The following is a 16,693-nucleotide window of genomic DNA, read 5'->3' on the forward strand; positions in this document are numbered from 1 at the left end:
TAACGGCTCATGCGTTACGGTTAAAGAGCGAGCGCGTCTTCAACTCGCACTCGAACAAAAATTCAAAGGCCTCGATCTGCCGCAGGGCATCGCTCATGCGCGCGCCCCAGGTGTACAGGCCATGACCGCGGATCAGGTAGCCGACGCAATCGGGATGGGCGTCCAGCCAAGGCTGCACCTTGGCGGCCAGGCGCGCAATGTCCTGGTCGTTGTCGAAAATCGGCACGCGCACCCGGGATTCGTGGGTCGTCACACCGCTGAAGGCTTTTTGCAGTTCGTAGTCTTCGAACTCGATGAAGTCTTGCGGTGTCAGGCGCGACAGCACGGTGGCATTCACCGAGTGGGTGTGCAGCACGGCACCGATCTCTGGGCGCCAGGTGTAGAGCTGGGTGTGCAACAGGGTTTCGGCGGACGGTTTCTTGCCCGGTTCCAGACTGTTTCCCGCCAGGTCAGCGGCCAGCACATCGTCCATGCCGAGTTGCCCCTTGTGCTTGCCGGATACGGTCAGCAAGGCTTCGGTCGGCGACAGACGGGTCGAGTAATTGCTGCTGGTGGCCGGCGACCAGCCGCGGCCATACAGAAAACGCCCGGCGTCGATGATTTCCTGGGCGAGGTGTTCACGGGTAAGGCTCATGGCCTGTCCTCTTGCATACGTGTGGCAATGATAACGGCAGCCGCGACGGCTGCGAGACTGGCAATACTAAAGGTCCATGCCGCGCCGAGGGCGTTCCAGCTGTAGCCGGAATACAAAGCGCCCAATGCGCCACCGGTGCCGGCCAGCGCGGCGTACAGCGCCTGACCCTGGCCTTGCTGGCGCGCGCCGAAGCTACGTTGCACGAATTGAATGGCAGCGGCGTGAAAGCTGCCGAATGTCGCCGCGTGCAGCGCCTGGGCAAACAACAGCACCCAAAGAAACTCCGCGAGCGAACCCAGCAACAGCCAGCGCAACGCCGCCAGCAGAAAACTGGCCATCAGCACCCGGCGCAGCGAGACGCGTGCAAGGATCCGGCTCATGGCCAGAAACATCAGCACTTCGGCGACCACGCCGACCGCCCAGAGCATGCCGATCACGCCACGGCTGTAACCCAGCCGCTCAAGGTGCAGGGTCAGAAAGGTGTAATACGGCCCATGGCTCATCTGCATCAGCGCCACGCAGACGTAAAACGCCAGCACGCCGGGGCTGCGCAACTGCTTGAGGAATCCTTCCCCCGTCACCCGGTTGCCCGGCGCCGGTTGGGCATTGGGCACCCACAGGCTGCTGAGCACGATGCCGGCCATGATCAGCACCAGCGCCGCCGGGTAGATGTCCAGGCTCAGCCATTCGAACAACCGGCCCAGCGCGACCACGGTGATGATGAAACCGATCGAGCCCCACAGGCGAATCTGACTGTAGCGCGAGGTCTGCCCCTGCAAATGTGCCAGGGTGATGACTTCGAATTGTGGCAACACCGCATGCCAGAAGAACGCATGCAAGGCCATGACCATCGCCAGCCAGGCGTAGGTCTTGCTGACGAAAATCAGCGAAAAGGTCAGCAGTGTGCACACCGCGCCGAAGCGTACGATGGCCAGCCGTCGACCGGTGTAGTCGCCCAGCCAGCCCCAGATGTTCGGCGCCACGCAGCGCATCAGCATCGGGATCGCCACCAGCTCGCCGATGCGCGCGGCACTGAATCCGAGGTGATCGAAATACAGCGCCAGAAACGGCGCTGTCGAACCGAGCAAGGCGAAATAGAACAGATAGAAACTGGAGAGCCGCCAGTACGGGAGCGCCGCAGTCGCCATCAGACGGCTGCGACTGTGAAGTCAGCCATTTAAAGCTGACCCAGCACCGGCGTGCTCACACGCACATCGGCGTTCTGCCCACGGTGACGCAGCAGGTGATCCATCAGCACGATCGCCATCATCGCTTCGGCGATCGGCGTGGCGCGGATGCCGACGCACGGGTCGTGACGCCCCTTGGTGATCACTTCTACCGGGTTGCCATGGATGTCGATGGAACGGCCCGGTGTGGTGATGCTCGACGTCGGCTTCAGTGCCAGGTGCGCAACGATTGGCTGACCGGAGGAAATACCGCCGAGAATGCCGCCCGCGTTATTGCTGAGGAAACCTTCCGGGGTCATTTCATCGCGATGCTCGGTGCCACGCTGGGCGACGCTGGCGAAACCGGCGCCGATTTCCACACCCTTGACCGCATTGATGCTCATCAGCGCATGGGCCAGTTCGGCGTCGAGGCGGTCGAAGATCGGCTCGCCCAGGCCCGGCATCACGCCTTCGGCGACCACGGTGATTTTCGCGCCGACCGAATCCTGATCGCGGCGCAACTGGTCCATGTAGGCTTCCAGTTCCGGCACTTTGTCCGGATCCGGACTGAAGAAGGCGTTCTGCTCGACCGATTCCCAGGTCTTGAACGGGATTTCAATCGGCCCGAGCTGGCTCATGTAGCCGCGAATGACGATGCCCTGGCTCGCCAGGTATTTTTTTGCAATCGCCCCCGCCGCCACGCGCATCGCCGTTTCACGGGCCGAGCTGCGTCCGCCGCCGCGGTAGTCGCGCTCACCGTACTTGTGGTGGTAGGTGTAGTCGGCGTGGGCCGGGCGGAACAGATCCTTGATCGCCGAGTAGTCCTTGGACTTCTGGTCGGTGTTGCGGATCAACAGGCCGATGGCGCAACCGGTGGTGCGGCCTTCGAACACGCCAGAGAGGATTTCGACTTCGTCGGCTTCCTGACGCTGGGTGGTGTGGCGGCTGGTGCCGGGCTTGCGACGGTCCAGGTCACGCTGCAGATCCTCCAGGGATATCTCCAGGCCCGGCGGGCAGCCATCGACAATGGCGACCAACGCCGGACCATGGCTTTCGCCCGCGGTGGTGACAGTGAACAGCTTGCCGTAGGTATTGCCGGACATGCAGGACGCTCCGTGAAATGAACCTGAATACGTAATGCGCGCCAGTATACGCAGGCTACCCAAGTAGTTCATCCTCGAACCTTATGGGTGCCTGTGAGTCCAACCGGCACCTTCTTGATGATGGCGCGATGATGCTGCGAGTTCTAGCCTTGAGCCTTACCCTGATTTCCGGCTTCGCCCAGGCGACTGTCCTGCAACGACCGATCACGCTGGATACCGGCACCGGCGAGCTTTTCGGCTCGCTGTTGCTGCCAAAATCCGACGACCCCGTGCCGGTTGTCCTGATCATTTCCGGCTCCGGCCCTACGGATCGTGACGGAAACAACGCCGACGGCGGGCGCAATGACAGCCTCAAGCGGCTGGCCTGGGTGCTGGCCAAACACAACATCGCCAGTGTGCGCTACGACAAACGCGGTGTGGCCGCGAGCCTGGCCGCCACGCCGGACGAACGCAACCTGACGGTGGACGCCTATGTGGCCGACGCCGAAGCCTGGGGCCACAAGCTCAAGACCGATCCGCGTTTCGGCAAGCTGATTGTGCTGGGGCACAGCGAGGGTGCCTTGATCGCCAGCCTCGCAGCGCCCGGCATGGATGCCGATGCGGTGATTTCTGTCTCCGGCAGCGCAAGGCCGGTTGATCAGGTCATCCGCCAGCAACTGGGCAATCGCCTGCCACCGCCGCTGATGCTGCGCAGCAATGAATTGCTCGACAGCCTCAAGGCCGGGAAACCCGACGACAATGTGCCGCCTCCGTTGCAGGCCATTTTCCGTCCGAGCGTGCAGCCGTACCTGATTTCCCTGTTCCGCCAGGACCCGGCCGCAGCGTTTGCCAGGCTGAAGATGCCGGCGCTGATCATCCAGGGCAGCAACGACATCCAGGTCGGCGTCAATGACGCAAGGCTGCTCAAGGCGGCCAAACCGGACGCCGAACTCGCGTTGATCGAGGGCATGAACCACGTCATGCGCATCGTGCCCAACGACGTCAAACGCCAACTGGCGTCCTATAAAGATCCGCAATTGCCCCTGGCGGCGGAACTGGGCACGCGAATCCTCGGGTTTATTGACGGACTTCGCACCAGTTAACCTCTCTTTACCCTCCAGTCCTGGGAAAAACGGCCGATAAGCCTTTGTCGCCAACACATTGGTTGGCGACAAGCTGAGCTTGGACAGGATCTCGCCGTTATGACAGACACCCAGACCTCACCCGACACCACCGCTGAAAAAGACGCACCGCCAGCGGTCGAGCTGCCCTGGGCGGACGTCCACGTCGAGCACCACAAGATGCTCCGTCTGGCGCCGCTGCAGACTGACCGCAACACAGGCGGGCGCCCATTGCGTTTTGTCGAGTTCGGCTATGCCGAACGCAACGACAAGGAGCGCAGCCTGATGCGCATGAGCATCACCCTGCCCGGCCAACGCGTACGCAAGGAGCAGAATCATCTGGACGTGTGGGTCGATCACGCCGAAAAACGCGTGCATTTCGGACCGGAAAGCGGCTTGCAGATTGAACCGCTGAACCGTGGCATAGGCCGATTCCTGGCGGCCCAGGGCATCAACTGGGCGAAGAAGCGCTGGCCAACCTACACCGTCGACGGCGTTGACCTGAACAACAAGGATGCGCTGAACGAAGACACCCGCCTGCGCCGCGATCATTTTTTGCGCGTGCACGGTTTCGACGTGGTGTATGCCGATGCCCAGCATTTGAAAGGCAGCGTCAAGCCGGTCAAGGTCGGCGACCTTTCCGGCGACTGGAACAGCGAAAAGCTGCAGGTCGTGGAAATTCTCGAGGCGGCGCAAATGCTCCAGCAAGCCGAGCAGAACCTGGCCGAGCAGGAAGTCAAACTCAAGAAACACGAAGAGAAAGTCAGCAAATACAAACGCGAGGACGCCGGGCTGCGCTTCACCATTACTTGCCTGGTGGCGTTTGCGGTGTTTCAGGCGGGGTTGCTGATCTGGATTGCCACGCATCGTTGAAGGCTTGAGACCGCGGCGCGACCATCGCGGGCAAGCCACGCTCCCACAGTTCTCGTGTTTGCCGCATCATTTGGGCACGACACAACACCTGTGGGAGCGGGCTTGCCCGCGATAGCATTTCAAGGTCAGACGCGGGAAGCGAATAGAGGCTGATGAACGCGGCACTGTTCGGCCGACAGCATGAACACACCATGGCCGCCACGCGCGAACTCCAACCAGGCAAAGTCGACTTCCGGGTACAACGCCTCGACGTGCACCTGACTGTTGCCCACCTCGACAATCAGCAGGCCCTTCTCGGTCAGATGATCCGCCGCTTCGGCAAGCATGCGCCGCACCAGGTTCAAACCGTCGTCACCGCAGGCCAAACCCAGTTCCGGTTCGTGCTGGTACTCGTCCGGCATGTCGGCAAAATCTTCGGCATCGACGTAGGGCGGGTTCGACACGATCAAGTCGAAACGTTGCCCCGGCAAGCCCCCGAAACCATCGCCCTGCACCGTGTACACACGCTCATCGACACCGTGGCGCTCGATGTTCTGGTTAGCCACTTCCAGCGCTTCGAACGACAGATCGGCCAGGACCACTTCGGCATTCTGGAACTCGTAGGCACAGGCGATACCGATGCAGCCCGAGCCGGTGCACAGGTCGAGAATCCGCGCCGGCTCGGCAGCCAGCCACGGCGTAAAACGATTTTCGATCAGTTCGCCAATCGGTGAGCGCGGGATCAGCACGCGCTCATCAACGATGAACGACATGCCACAGAACCAGGCTTCGCCCAGCAGGTAAGCGGTGGGCACGCGCTCTTCAATGCGGCGCTTGAGCAACAGCTGCAAGTGGACCCGTTCGTCGTCTTCCAGGTTACAGTCGAGGTAACTGTCAGCAATTTCCCACGGCAAGTGCAATGCGCCCAACACCAGTTGACGGGCTTCGTCCCAGGCGTTGTCGGTGCCATGGCCGAAAAACAGATCCTCCCCATGGAAGCGGCTGACAGCCCAACGGATATGGTCACGCAGGGTGCGAAGGCGGGAAGTGATCACGACGGCAAACTCCAGAAAAATCGACGGGCGATTCTACCAGTCAAACGGCGCCACGACGACGCGGGAAAACTACCGACTCAAATGTAGGAGTTATCCGTTTTTTCGCCAGGCTATTGAACAAAACTCGACTATTGACAAGGCTACAGGCCAGCAACGACGGCACCTACGATCGTAGCGATTCACAGAACCGCTCAGCCAGAGGACAATGTCGCAAAAGCCCCACTCCAAGGAGCCCCAGAATGTCCGTTCCAAAAACGATGTTTCAACTCAGCGGCCGCGGTTACCCGGCAGCCAAACTGAGTCAAGCGACCCTTATCATCATCGATGCCCAGAAAGAGTATTTGAGCGGTCCGCTGGCCCTCAGCGGCATGGATGAGGCCGTCGCGAACATCAAGCAGTTACTCGCCGCAGCCCGTGCCGCTGGCCGGCCGATCGTGCATGTCCGCCACCTCGGAACGCTCGGTGGAATGTTCAACCCGCAAGGCGTCGGTGGTGAGTTCATTCCGGGCCTGGAGCCACAGAGTGATGAAACCGTCATCGGCAAATTGCTGCCAAGCGCGTTTCACGGCACCGAATTGGCAAAACGCCTGGAAGACCTCGGCGCCCTCGACCTGATCGTCTGTGGCTTCATGAGCCACTCCAGTGTCAGCACCACTGTACGCGCAGCGAAGAACCTGGGTTTCCGATGCACACTTATTGAAGATGCCTGCGCCACACGCGACTTGCCCTACAAGGGCGGAGTCCTGAGCGCCGCGCACGTTCATCAGACCGAAATGGCGATCATGGGCGACAACTTCGCCACCCTCGCGCTGACCCGCGAACTGATCTGATCGACGCTCAATGAGCGGCCTGGAATGCCGCTCATCCGCAAAAATCTCTCATTTGCCATAATTGTCTTAGCCTCAGGAACATCCCGGTCAACTCCCGGTCGAAGGGCCGATACCCATTGAGGAAGGTCGGAATGAAGTTATCCGATGGTTTTGACGCTCGCCGCTTGCGGCCCAAAGGCCAAAGAAACTGGCGTTTTCGAATCGGCGCGACGTTCGCGGCATTGCTGGCGATGTGCGGCGTGTTGCTCGCCATGGCCGGTACCGCCAGCCTGCTCGGCCACGCACCTGCCTTGGGTGAATTGAACACAAACCGTACCGGGGCTGCCGTGATCCTGGTCATCGGCCTGTTCGTGCTGTACCTCGGTGTCTGGCTGTGGCGCCGCTGCCGTCGTCGCTCGCGGCAGTCGCAAGAACTGGCCATGTCCCCGCACCTGATGAAAAAACACGACTGAGCCAAGCATCGCGCGCGTTTTTGTCGCGCCCGATTCGCTTCGAGTTGGGTAAACTGGCCGCCCTTCGCGGAGGCTGACATGCAAGACGACGATTTTTCCCTGTTCAAGAGCGCGATCCACGGCGTCAAGCCGATCAAGCACGATCGCGCCGAAACCGGCAAACCCAAGGCTGACCGCGCGCAGATTGCCAAGCTGCGTCAGGCGGCCAGCGTGCGCACCGAATCTACCACCGTTGACGGTCTGTCCGATCAGTTCGTCATCGATGTCGGCCCGGAAGACGAGCTGATGTGGGCACGTGATGGCGTGCAGGAAAGCCAGATGCGCAAGCTCAAGATCGGACAGATTCCGTTCGAAGGCAGCCTCGACCTGCACGGCATGAGCGTGGAAAAGGCCCGGGAAACCCTCTGGGCGTTCCTGGCCGAGGCAACCCGATTCGAAATCCGCTGCGTGCGCGTCACCCATGGCAAGGCGGTACGCCTGGATGGCAAGCGGCCGATGATCAAGAGCCACGTCAACACCTGGCTGCGCCAGCATCCACAGGTGCTCGGCTTCACCTCCTGCCAGGCGAAACACGGCGGTGCCGGAGCGGTTTACGTCATGCTCAAACGCACCATGATGGAAGGTCGCGACGAGTAAAGCTGATGCGTCACGCTTGCAGCGTCGTGTCCGCCACCGTACCCTTGCCCTTTGCGTAAAATCCCACAGGTAGTTTCATGTCCCTGGAACAGAATTACACCGCGATCCTTGGCCAACTGGGCGAGGACGTCTCCCGCGAGGGCCTGCTCGACACGCCCAAGCGTGCCGCCAAAGCCATGCAGTACCTCTGCCGCGGCTATGAACAGACACTCGAAGAGGTCACCAACGGTGCCCTGTTCAGCTCCGACAACAGCGAAATGGTGCTGGTCAAGGACATCGAGTTGTACTCGTTGTGCGAACACCACCTGCTGCCGTTCATCGGCAAGGCTCACGTCGCCTACATCCCGAGCGGCAAGGTCCTGGGCCTGTCGAAGGTGGCGCGGATCGTCGACATGTACGCCCGCCGCCTGCAGATCCAGGAAAACCTCAGCCGCCAGATCGCCGATGCGGTCCAGCAAGTCACCGGTGCCCTGGGCGTTGCCGTGGTGATCGAGGCCAAGCACATGTGCATGATGATGCGCGGCGTGGAAAAGCAGAATTCGACGATGATCACCTCGGTGATGCTCGGTGAGTTCCGCGAGAATGCAGCCACCCGCAGCGAATTCCTCAGCCTCATCAAGTAATTCGCGGCACGAAGAAAACCGGCGTTCATCGCCGGTTTTTTTTCGCCCGCAAAAAATCAGGTAAGCTGCGCGCCCTTATTCATTTGCACCGTGAGGCTTTCAACGTGTTCGTAAAAGCGCTTCGTGTCGGCCTTGGCCAACTGATCATCTTCATCGACTTCATCACGCGCCCGGGCAAAAAGCAGCGCCCGGCGGAGGCTCAGGCGCAAGTCAACTCGGCGGCCAAGGGCCTGACGCTGTATCAATTCCACGCCTGCCCGTTCTGCGTGAAGACCCGCCGCACCCTGCGCCGCCTGAATGTGCCGGTGGCCCTTCGCGATGCGAAGAACAACGAGCAGGATCGCCAGACCTTGCTGGAGCAAGGCGGCAAGATCAAGGTGCCGTGCCTGCGCATTGAAGAGAATGGCCAGACCACCTGGATGTATGAGTCCAAGGTGATCATTGATTATCTGGATAAGCGTTTCGCTGCAGCCTGATGGATTTGCTCTGGCAGTACCGGCCTCATCGCGGGCAAGCCCGCTCCCACAGTGATCTACGGCGCTCACAAAACCTGTGGGAGCGGGCTTGCCCGCGATGAGGGCGGCCCAGACAATCCAAATCCCGAACAAAAATAAACCGGCTCCAGGGCCGGTTTATTTTTGTCTGCCCTCAGGCTGCTTCTGTTCCCAGTGCCTGTCGCACCACCGCCGCCAACCGCTTGAGCCCTTCATCCAGCCGCGCCGGATCAATGTGACTGAAGTTCAACCGCAGATACCCCGGATGGTTATCCGGCTCGGGGAAGAACGGCTCGCCCGGCATGAACGCCACGTCATTGGCCAACGCGGCGTCGAGCAAGGTGCGGGTGTCCTGCGGTTGCTTGAGTTTCAGCCAGAAAAACAGCCCACCCTGCGGCACGTTCCAGTCCGCCAGATCGGAGAAATGCGTGATCAGTGCCGCCTGAAACGCATCCCGACGCCCACGGTAAAAGTCACGCAATTCACTGCGGTGTTGCCGGTACCTTTCGCTGCCGATCCATTGCAGTGCCTGCCACTGACCTACCCGATTGGTGTGCAGGTCCGCCGATTGCTTGAGTTTCAACAGATGGGGAAACAGGTCAGGGCTGGCGATCAGAAAGCCGACGCGCAATCCCGGCAGCAGGGTTTTCGACACGGTGCCGGTGTAGATCCAGCTGGCTTTTTTCAAGCGACTGACAATCGGCGTGGCGCTGCCGCTGTCGAAGGTCAGTTCGCGGTAAGGCTCGTCTTCAATCAGTGTTACGCCGAATTCATCCAGCAACGCCGCCACCGCATCGCGCCTGGATTCGCTGTAACGCACGGCCGATGGATTCTGGAAGGTCGGGATCAGGTAGATGAAGGCCGGGCGGTGTTGTTCCAGACGAGCGCGAAGCGCCACAAGGTTCGGCCCGTCGGCTTCCAGCGGCACGGTCAGGCAATCGGCGCCGAACAGTTGGAAGATTTGCAACGCCGCCAGATAAGTCGGCGCTTCGAGCAGGATCTCGGTGCCCTTGTCGATGTACAGCTTGGCGGCAAGGTCCAGGGTCTGCTGTGAGCCGCTGACCACCAGCACCTGGCTGGCCTCGCACGGCACACCCAACGCTCGCGCTTCGCCAGCCAACGCTTCGCGCAGCGCCGGCTCTCCTTCGCTCATGCCGTATTGGCCGATGGACAGTGGCATCTCGGCCCATTCGACCTTCGGCAACATGGCTTCGGCTGGCAGGCCACCGGCAAACGACATCATCTGCGGACGCTGGGCCGCGGCAAGGATTTCACGGATCAAAGAACTTTTAAGGCGCGAGACACGTTCGGAAAAAGCCATGGGATCACCGGTAGCGAGGCACGTGGAAAATGAGTCAAACTTGTTGACCGAAATTACGCTTGATCGAATGGATACGTCAATATGCTTGACCTTAAAAACCCCCTTTCTCAGCAACAGGCCATGGAAGCGTTTTTCTTCGGCTACCAGGCCTTCACCGCCAAGGCCGATGAAATGCTCGAACGTCGTGGCCTGAGTCGGGTACACCAACGCATCGTGTTTTTCATCGCCCGCTATCCGAACCTCAGCGTCAAGGAGCTGCTGGCATTGCTCGGGGTGAGCAAGCAGGCGTTGAACATGCCGCTGCGTCAGTTGGTCGAGATGCATCTGGTCGAGAGCGTCGCGTCCGAAACCGACAAGCGTAAGCGGTTGCTGGAACTGACCGACGACGGTGCCCGTTTCGAACAGTCGTTGCGCCGTGAGCAGGTGAAATTGCTCGAGCGGGTGTTCGCCGAGGCTGGGGCGACAGCGGTGAGTGGGTGGTTGGCGGTGAACCTGGCGTTGGGAAAAAGTCAGGCGCCCCTTGATTGACCGGGCTGACCTCATCGCTGGCAAGCCAGCTCCCACAATGGTCGGCGTCTTACAAAAAATGTGAAGAACGCCTCGAACTCTGTGGGAGCTGGCTTGCCAGCGATGGGGCCGGAAAGGGCGATATATCCCTATTGCCAAACTTTTCGTCTACAAAATCAAAAACATTATTTGCTTTATTTGTATACAAAAGCATAATCCACTTCGTGCGAGTTCCTGACCAACAAGTCAACAAATTCGCAAGTGCCTCAAAGGGCCGCTGCCACCCTCATGGGTCCGGCCCTGGAAATAAAAATAAAACTCTTGAGGAGTACTCGCTGTGGAAAGCCGCAAATCCGAAGCATCGACGCTGGAACTCTCGCCGCCATTACGCAATGGTTTGCTGGAACGCCTGTTCAAACTCAGCTTGCATGGCACCACGGTGAAGACCGAGTTGATTGCCGGACTGACAACCTTCATCACCATGGCCTACATCATTTTCGTCAACCCCAACATCATGGCCGATGCCGGAATCGATCACGGTGCCGCATTCGTCGCCACCTGCATCGCCGCCGCACTCGGTTGCCTGTTGATGGGCCTGTACGCCAACTGGCCGGTCGGCCTGGCACCGGGCATGGGGCTGAACGCCTTCTTCACCTACACCGTGGTCGGCACCATGGGCTACAACTGGGAAACCGCCCTCGGTGCGGTGTTTGTTTCAGGTGTGTTGTTCATGATCCTGACCTTCTCGCGGATCCGCGAATGGTTGCTCAACAGCATCCCGGTCAGCCTGCGCTTCGCCATGGGCGCCGGCGTGGGACTGTTCCTGGGGCTGATCGGACTGAAAACCGCGGGTATCGTCGTTGATAGCCCGGCCACGCTGATCAAGCTCGGCTCCCTGCGCGAACCCGGCCCGCTGCTCGCCGCCGTGTGCTTCCTGATGATCGCCATCCTCAGCTACCACAAGGTGTTCGGCGCGATCCTCATCAGCATCATCACCGTGACCCTCGCCGGTTGGGGCCTTGGGCTGGTGCACTACGAGGGCATCATGTCCGCCCCGCCGAGCCTCTCCCCGACCTTCATGGCCATGAACGTCGCCGGCGTGTTCAACGTCAGCATGATCAGCGTGGTCCTGGCGTTCCTTTTCGTGCACATGTTCGACACCGCCGGCACCTTGATGGGTGTTGCCCAGCGCGCCAACCTGGTGGGCGCCGATGGCCGGATCGAAAACCTTTCCCGCGCCATGAAAGCCGACAGTGCTTCCAGCGTATTCGGCGCAGTGGTGGGCGTTCCACCCGTGACAAGCTACGTGGAAAGTGCGGCCGGTGTGGCCGCTGGTGGTCGGACTGGTCTTACCGCAGTCACCGTTGGCGTGCTATTTATAGCAGCAATGTTTTTCGCACCACTGGCCGGCATGATTCCCGCCTATGCCACCGCTGGCGCACTGATTTATGTGGCAATGCTGATGATGGGCGGCATGGCCCACATCGAATGGGACGAAGCGACCGACAGCATTCCGGCGATCGTCACCGCAATCATGATGCCGCTGACCTTCTCGGTCGCCGACGGTATCGCGCTGGGCTTCATCACCTACGTGGCGCTGAAGGCCGGCACCGGCAAGTACAAGGAAATCTCGGTCAGCCTGTGGGTGCTCTGTGCGATCTTCATCGCCAAGTTCATCTTCTTGTAAACCACAGGCCGTACAGGCTTGAAAACAGCCTCACCCCGTCGGGTGGGGCTTTTGTGCAAATGGAGGAAAGTGATGAGTCTGGAAACCTGGCTGCTGTTCAGCGGCGCTGCGCTGATAGTGATCCTGATCCCGGGGCCCCTGTCTTTGCTGATGATCAGCAACAGTCTGAATTACGGCCTGCGCCGCTCTTATCCGGCCTTTCTTGGCGGCGTATCGGCCTCGATCTGCCTGCTGAGTGCGTCGGCGCTGGGCCTGGGTGCGTTGTTGCTGGCTTCGGAACAGCTGTTCAGTGCCCTGAAGATCCTTGGCGCGCTTTACCTGTTCTACCTCGCCTGGCAGAGCTGGCAGCAGTCGCGCCAACCGTCCCAGGGCGCTGAAGTGCCACAGGCAGCCGCGGTGCCACGCTTTCGCGCACTGTTCGGACGGGCGTTCATGTTGGGCGCGAGCAACCCGAAAGACATTCTGTTCTTCGCCGCTTTCCTGCCGCAGTTCTTGAGTGCCGAACAGCCGTTCCTGCCGCAACTGTTGGTGATGATTGCGACCTGGACCCTGCTCGACCTGCTGTGCAAATTGGCCTATGGCCTCGGCGCCCATGGTGCGGCGCGGTATCTGCGCAGCGGCAAGGGCCAGAGCTGGTTCAACCGGGTGAGTGCCGGGTTGTTCAGTGGCGCGGGTGCTGCGTCTCTGTTGAGCCGTTAAAAGCATCGCCAGCAAGCCGGCTCCTACAGTAGGTGAACACAAAACCTTGTAGGAGCCGGCTTGCTGGCGATGGCGCCAGACCATGCGCCACATTTCCACAGGCGAAAAAAAGCCCGCAGTGTGAGCGGGCGAAAGACCAAAGAAGCTATATGCGCAGTCGCTTCCAGGGTGCAGCAGCTGCTTGGGGGATCAGCTGCCGCGGTATGTCGAATAGCTGTAAGGCGAAATCAACAGCGGCACGTGGTAGTGATCCTGCTCGGCGGAGATGCCGAAACGCAGCACCACGACATCCAGGAAAGCCGGTTCCGGCAGTTTGACGCCACGGGCGCGGTAGTAATCGCCGGCATGAAACTGAACCTGATAGACCCCGGTGCGGTAGTCATCGCCTTGCAGCAGCGGTGCATCGACACGGCCATCGCTGTTGGTGACTGCAGTGGCGACCAATTCCAGCTGCGAACCTTCAACGCGGTACAACTCGACCTTGATCGAGCTGCCCGGGCAACCGTGTGCTGCGTCCAAAACGTGTGTAGTCAAACGTCCCATTGATTCTGCGCGCCTGCCTGCGTGGAGCAGTCAGACTTCGCGCCTCCCGAAGTCAGTTGAAAAGGAGACCGCACCGATTCGGAGCACGAAAAGCTGCGGCGAGCGATTGATTAAGACACTTTTCATAAAAATTGTACACAATAAAAACGACATTTTTCCCGTAACCCCCGCCACCGACGCATTTGGCATCGATTTCCGGCCAAACCGCACAGTCTATGAACCCTTCATCAAATTACTGACCAGTCAGGCAGATTTCTTGCAGGCTCACGCCAATCGCAGTAAAAGATGACAGTCGGTGAAAAATGCGAAAATTCAGGCTTACAAAGTGAATATAAAGTTGTATACAATCAGCCCATCGCTGTGACGCAAGCCTGCCATCCAATCTTCAGCTGCGTCACACCAACCGTCATCATCGAACAAGAAGGAAGCCTGCAGTGAGCGCTGACTACCCACGCGACCTGGTCGGTTACGGCAGTAACCCTCCGCACCCACACTGGCCGGGCAATGCCCGAATCGCCCTGTCGTTCGTACTCAATTACGAAGAAGGTGGCGAGCGCAACATCCTGCACGGCGACAAAGAGTCCGAAGCGTTCCTCTCGGAAATGGTTTCTGCTCAACCGCTGCAAGGCGCGCGCAACATGAGCATGGAGTCCCTTTACGAGTATGGCAGCCGTGCCGGCGTGTGGCGGATCCTGAAGCTGTTCAAGGAATTCGACATTCCGCTGACCATTTTCGCCGTGGCCATGGCCGCCCAGCGTCACCCGGAGGTGATCCGCGCCATGGTCGATGCCGGCCACGAGATCTGCAGCCACGGCTATCGCTGGATCGACTACCAGTACATGGACGAAGCCCAGGAACGCGAGCACATGCTCGAAGCGATCCGCATCCTCACCGAAATCACAGGCATTCGCCCGCTGGGCTGGTACACCGGCCGCACCGGCCCGAACACCCGTCGCCTGGTGATGGAAGAAGGCGGTTTCCTCTACGACTGCGACACCTACGACGATGACCTGCCCTACTGGGAACCGAACAACCCGACCGGCAAGCCGCACCTGGTGATCCCGTACACCCTGGACACCAACGACATGCGCTTCACCCAGGTCCAGGGTTTCAACAAGGGCGACGACTTCTTCGAATACCTCAAGGATGCGTTCGACGTGCTCTACGCCGAAGGCGCCGAAGCACCGAAAATGCTGTCGATCGGCCTGCACTGCCGCCTGATCGGCCGTCCGGCGCGTCTGGCTTCCCTCAAGCGCTTTATCGAATACGCTAAAAGTCATGAACAGGTGTGGTTCAGCCGTCGCGTCGACATCGCGCGCCACTGGCAGGAAACCCACCCGTACCAAGGGGCTGCCAAATGAGCACCTTTCAAACCCTGAAACCATCGACCCTGAGCCGCGATGCTTTCGTCGCCGCTTTCGCCGACATCTACGAACATTCGCCATGGGTGGCCGAGAAGGCCTTCGACCTGGGCCAGGATGCTTCGATCGACGAGATCGAAACCCTGCACCAGCGCATGAGCGACATCCTGTTGAGCGCCGATCACACCAGTCAGCTGGCACTGATCAACGCTCACCCGGACCTGGCCGGCAAAGCCGCCGTCCAGGGGCAACTTACCGAAGCCAGTACCAATGAACAGGCTGGCGCCGGTATTCACCAATGCACGGCCGAAGAGTTTTCTCGCTTCACCGAGCTGAACGACGCCTACAAGGCCAAGTTCAAGTTTCCCTTCATCATGGCGGTAAAAGGCAGCAACCGGCATCAGATCCTCGCAGCGTTCGAAACGCGCATCCACAACCCGGTCGACACCGAGTTCAAGTGCGCGCTGGCGGAGATCAACAAGATCGCCCTGTTCCGATTACTGACCCTATAGCGAACCTGGCCAAAGCGGATTCAAGAACGCCGAAACCGCCCAAGGCCTGGCAAGCATCCCAAGCCAACTTATTAAAGGCAGACAAGAAGAATGAAAGCTTACGCCGTACCTTTCGAGAAGTTCGTCAACCTGGCCGACGCCCGCCTGGGCACCAAAATCATCTCGGTCACCGATGACTGGTTCGCAGACGCCAACCGTCTGTTCCAACCGACCCCGGCCGTATGGAAGGAGGGCGTGTTCGATGACAACGGCAAGTGGATGGACGGCTGGGAGTCGCGTCGCAAGCGCTTCGAAGGCTTCGACAGCGCAGTGATTCGCCTGGGCGTGCCGGGTTCGATCAAGGGCGTCGACATCGACACTTCATTCTTCACCGGCAACTTCCCGCCATCGGCCTCCCTGGAAGCCTGCTTCCTGGCCTCGGGCGAGCCGAACGAAAACACCCAGTGGGTTGAAGTGCTGTCGGCCGTCGAGCTGCAAGGCAACAGCCACCACTACCACGAAATCAACAATGACCAGGCCTTCAGCCACCTGCGTTTCAACATCTACCCGGATGGCGGCGTGGCCCGCCTGCGTGTGTACGGTGTGCCGTTCCGCGACTGGTCGGCCATCGGCGACAACGAACAGGTCGACCTGGCCGCAGCCCTCAACGGCGGCCGCGCCCTCGCCTGCTCCGACGAACACTTCGGCCGCATGAGCAACATCCTTAACCCGGGTCGTGGCATCAACATGGGCGACGGCTGGGAAACCGCGCGTCGTCGTACGCCGGGCAATGACTGGGTGATCGTCGCTCTGGGCCATGCCGGTGAAGTCGAGAAAGTCATCGTCGACACCCTGCACTTCAAGGGCAACTACCCGGACAGCTGCTCGATCCAGGGCGCATTCGTGAAGGGCGGTACCGACAGCCAGATCGAAACCCAATCGCTGTTCTGGCGCGAACTGCTGCCAAGCCAGAAGCTGGAAATGCACGCCGAACACACCTTCGCCGAGCAGATCAAGGCACTTGGCCCGATCACCCACATCCGCCTGAACGTGTTCCCGGACGGTGGTGTGAGCCGCCTGCGCGTTCTCGGCAAGGTCGCGAAGTAATGCTGAGCCTGTAGGAGCCGGCTTGCCGGCGA

The 16,693-nt window shown here is 60.2% G+C and carries 19 protein-coding genes; 13 read left to right on the forward strand and 6 right to left on the reverse strand.

Annotation, left to right across the window (positions count from 1 at the left end):
- Window positions 1-7: 7 nt before the first annotated feature.
- From PMI31_RS09215 to aroC, 3 genes are read right to left on the reverse strand one after another with little or no spacing between them, the layout of a single operon-like run.
- Entirely contained in the window at window positions 8-634 is a 627-nt protein-coding gene (locus tag PMI31_RS09215; RefSeq protein WP_008017666.1) for a methylthioribulose 1-phosphate dehydratase, read from the reverse strand.
- The gene (locus PMI31_RS09220) at window positions 631-1,782 is read right to left on the reverse strand and encodes an MFS transporter (protein WP_008017667.1); all 1,152 of its coding nucleotides are present in this window, start codon (window positions 1,780-1,782) and stop codon (window positions 631-633) included. Before PMI31_RS09220 ends, PMI31_RS09215 begins: the two co-directional genes overlap by 4 nt.
- Before the next feature lie 29 nt (window positions 1,783-1,811).
- Complete coding sequence (aroC, locus tag PMI31_RS09225) at window positions 1,812-2,903, reverse strand: chorismate synthase (RefSeq protein ID WP_007974902.1); 1,092 nt, start codon at window positions 2,901-2,903, stop codon at window positions 1,812-1,814.
- 83 nt (window positions 2,904-2,986) lie between these two features.
- On the opposite strand from aroC, the gene PMI31_RS09230 reads away from it, so the two are divergent.
- Window positions 2,987-3,985: an alpha/beta hydrolase gene (locus tag PMI31_RS09230; protein WP_008017668.1), complete on the forward strand. Its 999-nt coding sequence runs from the start codon at window positions 2,987-2,989 to the stop codon at window positions 3,983-3,985.
- A 99-nt stretch (window positions 3,986-4,084) separates the two neighbouring features.
- Window positions 4,085-4,876, forward strand: a complete 792-nt coding sequence (locus tag PMI31_RS09235) for a hypothetical protein (protein WP_008017669.1) — start codon at window positions 4,085-4,087, stop codon at window positions 4,874-4,876.
- A gap of 125 nt (window positions 4,877-5,001) precedes the next feature.
- Here the strand turns inward: PMI31_RS09235 and prmB are convergent, their stop codons facing one another.
- Entirely contained in the window at window positions 5,002-5,910 is a 909-nt protein-coding gene (prmB, locus tag PMI31_RS09240; protein WP_008017670.1) for a 50S ribosomal protein L3 N(5)-glutamine methyltransferase, read from the reverse strand.
- Between the two features lie 239 nt (window positions 5,911-6,149).
- On the opposite strand from prmB, the gene PMI31_RS09245 reads away from it, so the two are divergent.
- From PMI31_RS09245 to PMI31_RS09265, 5 genes are all read left to right on the forward strand, one after another.
- On the forward strand, window positions 6,150-6,740 hold the full coding sequence (locus tag PMI31_RS09245) for a cysteine hydrolase family protein (protein ID WP_008017671.1): 591 nt from the start codon (window positions 6,150-6,152) through the stop codon (window positions 6,738-6,740).
- Window positions 6,741-6,871: 131 nt separating this feature from the next.
- Window positions 6,872-7,192: a hypothetical protein gene (locus tag PMI31_RS09250; RefSeq protein ID WP_008017672.1), complete on the forward strand. Its 321-nt coding sequence runs from the start codon at window positions 6,872-6,874 to the stop codon at window positions 7,190-7,192.
- A 78-nt stretch (window positions 7,193-7,270) separates the two neighbouring features.
- On the forward strand, window positions 7,271-7,828 hold the full coding sequence (locus tag PMI31_RS09255) for a Smr/MutS family protein (RefSeq protein ID WP_008017673.1): 558 nt from the start codon (window positions 7,271-7,273) through the stop codon (window positions 7,826-7,828).
- Between the two features lie 77 nt (window positions 7,829-7,905).
- Entirely contained in the window at window positions 7,906-8,451 is a 546-nt protein-coding gene (gene folE, locus PMI31_RS09260; RefSeq protein ID WP_007988130.1) for a GTP cyclohydrolase I FolE, read from the forward strand.
- A 104-nt stretch (window positions 8,452-8,555) separates the two neighbouring features.
- A complete protein-coding gene (locus PMI31_RS09265) occupies window positions 8,556-8,927 on the forward strand; it encodes a glutathione S-transferase N-terminal domain-containing protein (protein ID WP_008017674.1) in 372 nt (123 codons plus the stop codon).
- A gap of 172 nt (window positions 8,928-9,099) precedes the next feature.
- Here PMI31_RS09265 and PMI31_RS09270 read toward each other — a convergent pair whose 3' ends face one another.
- Window positions 9,100-10,266, reverse strand: a complete 1,167-nt coding sequence (locus PMI31_RS09270; RefSeq protein ID WP_008017675.1) for an aminotransferase-like domain-containing protein — start codon at window positions 10,264-10,266, stop codon at window positions 9,100-9,102.
- A gap of 81 nt (window positions 10,267-10,347) precedes the next feature.
- On the opposite strand from PMI31_RS09270, the gene PMI31_RS09275 reads away from it, so the two are divergent.
- From PMI31_RS09275 to PMI31_RS09285, 3 genes are all read left to right on the forward strand, one after another.
- Window positions 10,348-10,794 (forward strand): MarR family winged helix-turn-helix transcriptional regulator, encoded by a 447-nt coding sequence (locus tag PMI31_RS09275; RefSeq protein ID WP_008017676.1) that lies wholly within the window; start codon window positions 10,348-10,350, stop codon window positions 10,792-10,794.
- Between the two features lie 316 nt (window positions 10,795-11,110).
- On the forward strand, window positions 11,111-12,460 hold the full coding sequence (locus PMI31_RS09280) for an NCS2 family permease (protein ID WP_008017677.1): 1,350 nt from the start codon (window positions 11,111-11,113) through the stop codon (window positions 12,458-12,460).
- 72 nt (window positions 12,461-12,532) lie between these two features.
- Window positions 12,533-13,159 (forward strand): LysE family translocator, encoded by a 627-nt coding sequence (locus tag PMI31_RS09285; RefSeq protein ID WP_008017678.1) that lies wholly within the window; start codon window positions 12,533-12,535, stop codon window positions 13,157-13,159.
- 189 nt (window positions 13,160-13,348) lie between these two features.
- On the opposite strand, the gene uraH is transcribed toward PMI31_RS09285, so the two are convergent.
- Window positions 13,349-13,702: a hydroxyisourate hydrolase gene (gene uraH / locus PMI31_RS09290; RefSeq protein ID WP_008017679.1), complete on the reverse strand. Its 354-nt coding sequence runs from the start codon at window positions 13,700-13,702 to the stop codon at window positions 13,349-13,351.
- A 434-nt stretch (window positions 13,703-14,136) separates the two neighbouring features.
- On the opposite strand from uraH, the gene puuE reads away from it, so the two are divergent.
- The 3 genes from puuE (at window position 14,137) to alc (ending at window position 16,661) form a co-directional block, all read left to right on the forward strand.
- Complete coding sequence (puuE, locus tag PMI31_RS09295; protein WP_008017680.1) at window positions 14,137-15,063, forward strand: allantoinase PuuE; 927 nt, start codon at window positions 14,137-14,139, stop codon at window positions 15,061-15,063.
- A complete protein-coding gene (gene uraD / locus PMI31_RS09300) occupies window positions 15,060-15,575 on the forward strand; it encodes a 2-oxo-4-hydroxy-4-carboxy-5-ureidoimidazoline decarboxylase (RefSeq protein WP_008017681.1) in 516 nt (171 codons plus the stop codon). Before puuE ends, uraD begins: the two co-directional genes overlap by 4 nt.
- 90 nt (window positions 15,576-15,665) lie before the next feature.
- Window positions 15,666-16,661: an allantoicase gene (alc, locus tag PMI31_RS09305; RefSeq protein ID WP_008017682.1), complete on the forward strand. Its 996-nt coding sequence runs from the start codon at window positions 15,666-15,668 to the stop codon at window positions 16,659-16,661.
- Window positions 16,662-16,693 lie beyond the last annotated feature (32 nt).

Origin of the sequence: Pseudomonas sp. GM55 (assembly GCF_000282395.1) — a bacterium.
Classification (GTDB): domain Bacteria; phylum Pseudomonadota; class Gammaproteobacteria; order Pseudomonadales; family Pseudomonadaceae; genus Aquipseudomonas; species Aquipseudomonas fluorescens_CC.

What these genes read in the sequence shown, in the direction of transcription:
- PMI31_RS09215 (WP_008017666.1), bottom strand. Translation starts at nt 634, where the DNA reads ATGAGCCTTACCCGTGAACACCTCGCCCAGGAAATCATCGACGCCGGG.
- PMI31_RS09220 (WP_008017667.1), bottom strand. Translation starts at nt 1,782, where the DNA reads ATGGCGACTGCGGCGCTCCCGTACTGGCGGCTCTCCAGTTTCTATCTG.
- aroC (WP_007974902.1), bottom strand. Translation starts at nt 2,903, where the DNA reads ATGTCCGGCAATACCTACGGCAAGCTGTTCACTGTCACCACCGCGGGC.
- PMI31_RS09230 (WP_008017668.1), top strand. Translation starts at nt 2,987, where the DNA reads ATGGGTGCCTGTGAGTCCAACCGGCACCTTCTTGATGATGGCGCGATG.
- PMI31_RS09235 (WP_008017669.1), top strand. Translation starts at nt 4,085, where the DNA reads ATGACAGACACCCAGACCTCACCCGACACCACCGCTGAAAAAGACGCA.
- PMI31_RS09245 (WP_008017671.1), top strand. Translation starts at nt 6,150, where the DNA reads ATGTCCGTTCCAAAAACGATGTTTCAACTCAGCGGCCGCGGTTACCCG.
- PMI31_RS09250 (WP_008017672.1), top strand. Translation starts at nt 6,872, where the DNA reads ATGAAGTTATCCGATGGTTTTGACGCTCGCCGCTTGCGGCCCAAAGGC.
- PMI31_RS09255 (WP_008017673.1), top strand. Translation starts at nt 7,271, where the DNA reads ATGCAAGACGACGATTTTTCCCTGTTCAAGAGCGCGATCCACGGCGTC.
- folE (WP_007988130.1), top strand. Translation starts at nt 7,906, where the DNA reads ATGTCCCTGGAACAGAATTACACCGCGATCCTTGGCCAACTGGGCGAG.
- PMI31_RS09270 (WP_008017675.1), bottom strand. Translation starts at nt 10,266, where the DNA reads ATGGCTTTTTCCGAACGTGTCTCGCGCCTTAAAAGTTCTTTGATCCGT.
- PMI31_RS09275 (WP_008017676.1), top strand. Translation starts at nt 10,348, where the DNA reads ATGCTTGACCTTAAAAACCCCCTTTCTCAGCAACAGGCCATGGAAGCG.
- PMI31_RS09285 (WP_008017678.1), top strand. Translation starts at nt 12,533, where the DNA reads ATGAGTCTGGAAACCTGGCTGCTGTTCAGCGGCGCTGCGCTGATAGTG.
- uraH (WP_008017679.1), bottom strand. Translation starts at nt 13,702, where the DNA reads ATGGGACGTTTGACTACACACGTTTTGGACGCAGCACACGGTTGCCCG.
- uraD (WP_008017681.1), top strand. Translation starts at nt 15,060, where the DNA reads ATGAGCACCTTTCAAACCCTGAAACCATCGACCCTGAGCCGCGATGCT.
- alc (WP_008017682.1), top strand. Translation starts at nt 15,666, where the DNA reads ATGAAAGCTTACGCCGTACCTTTCGAGAAGTTCGTCAACCTGGCCGAC.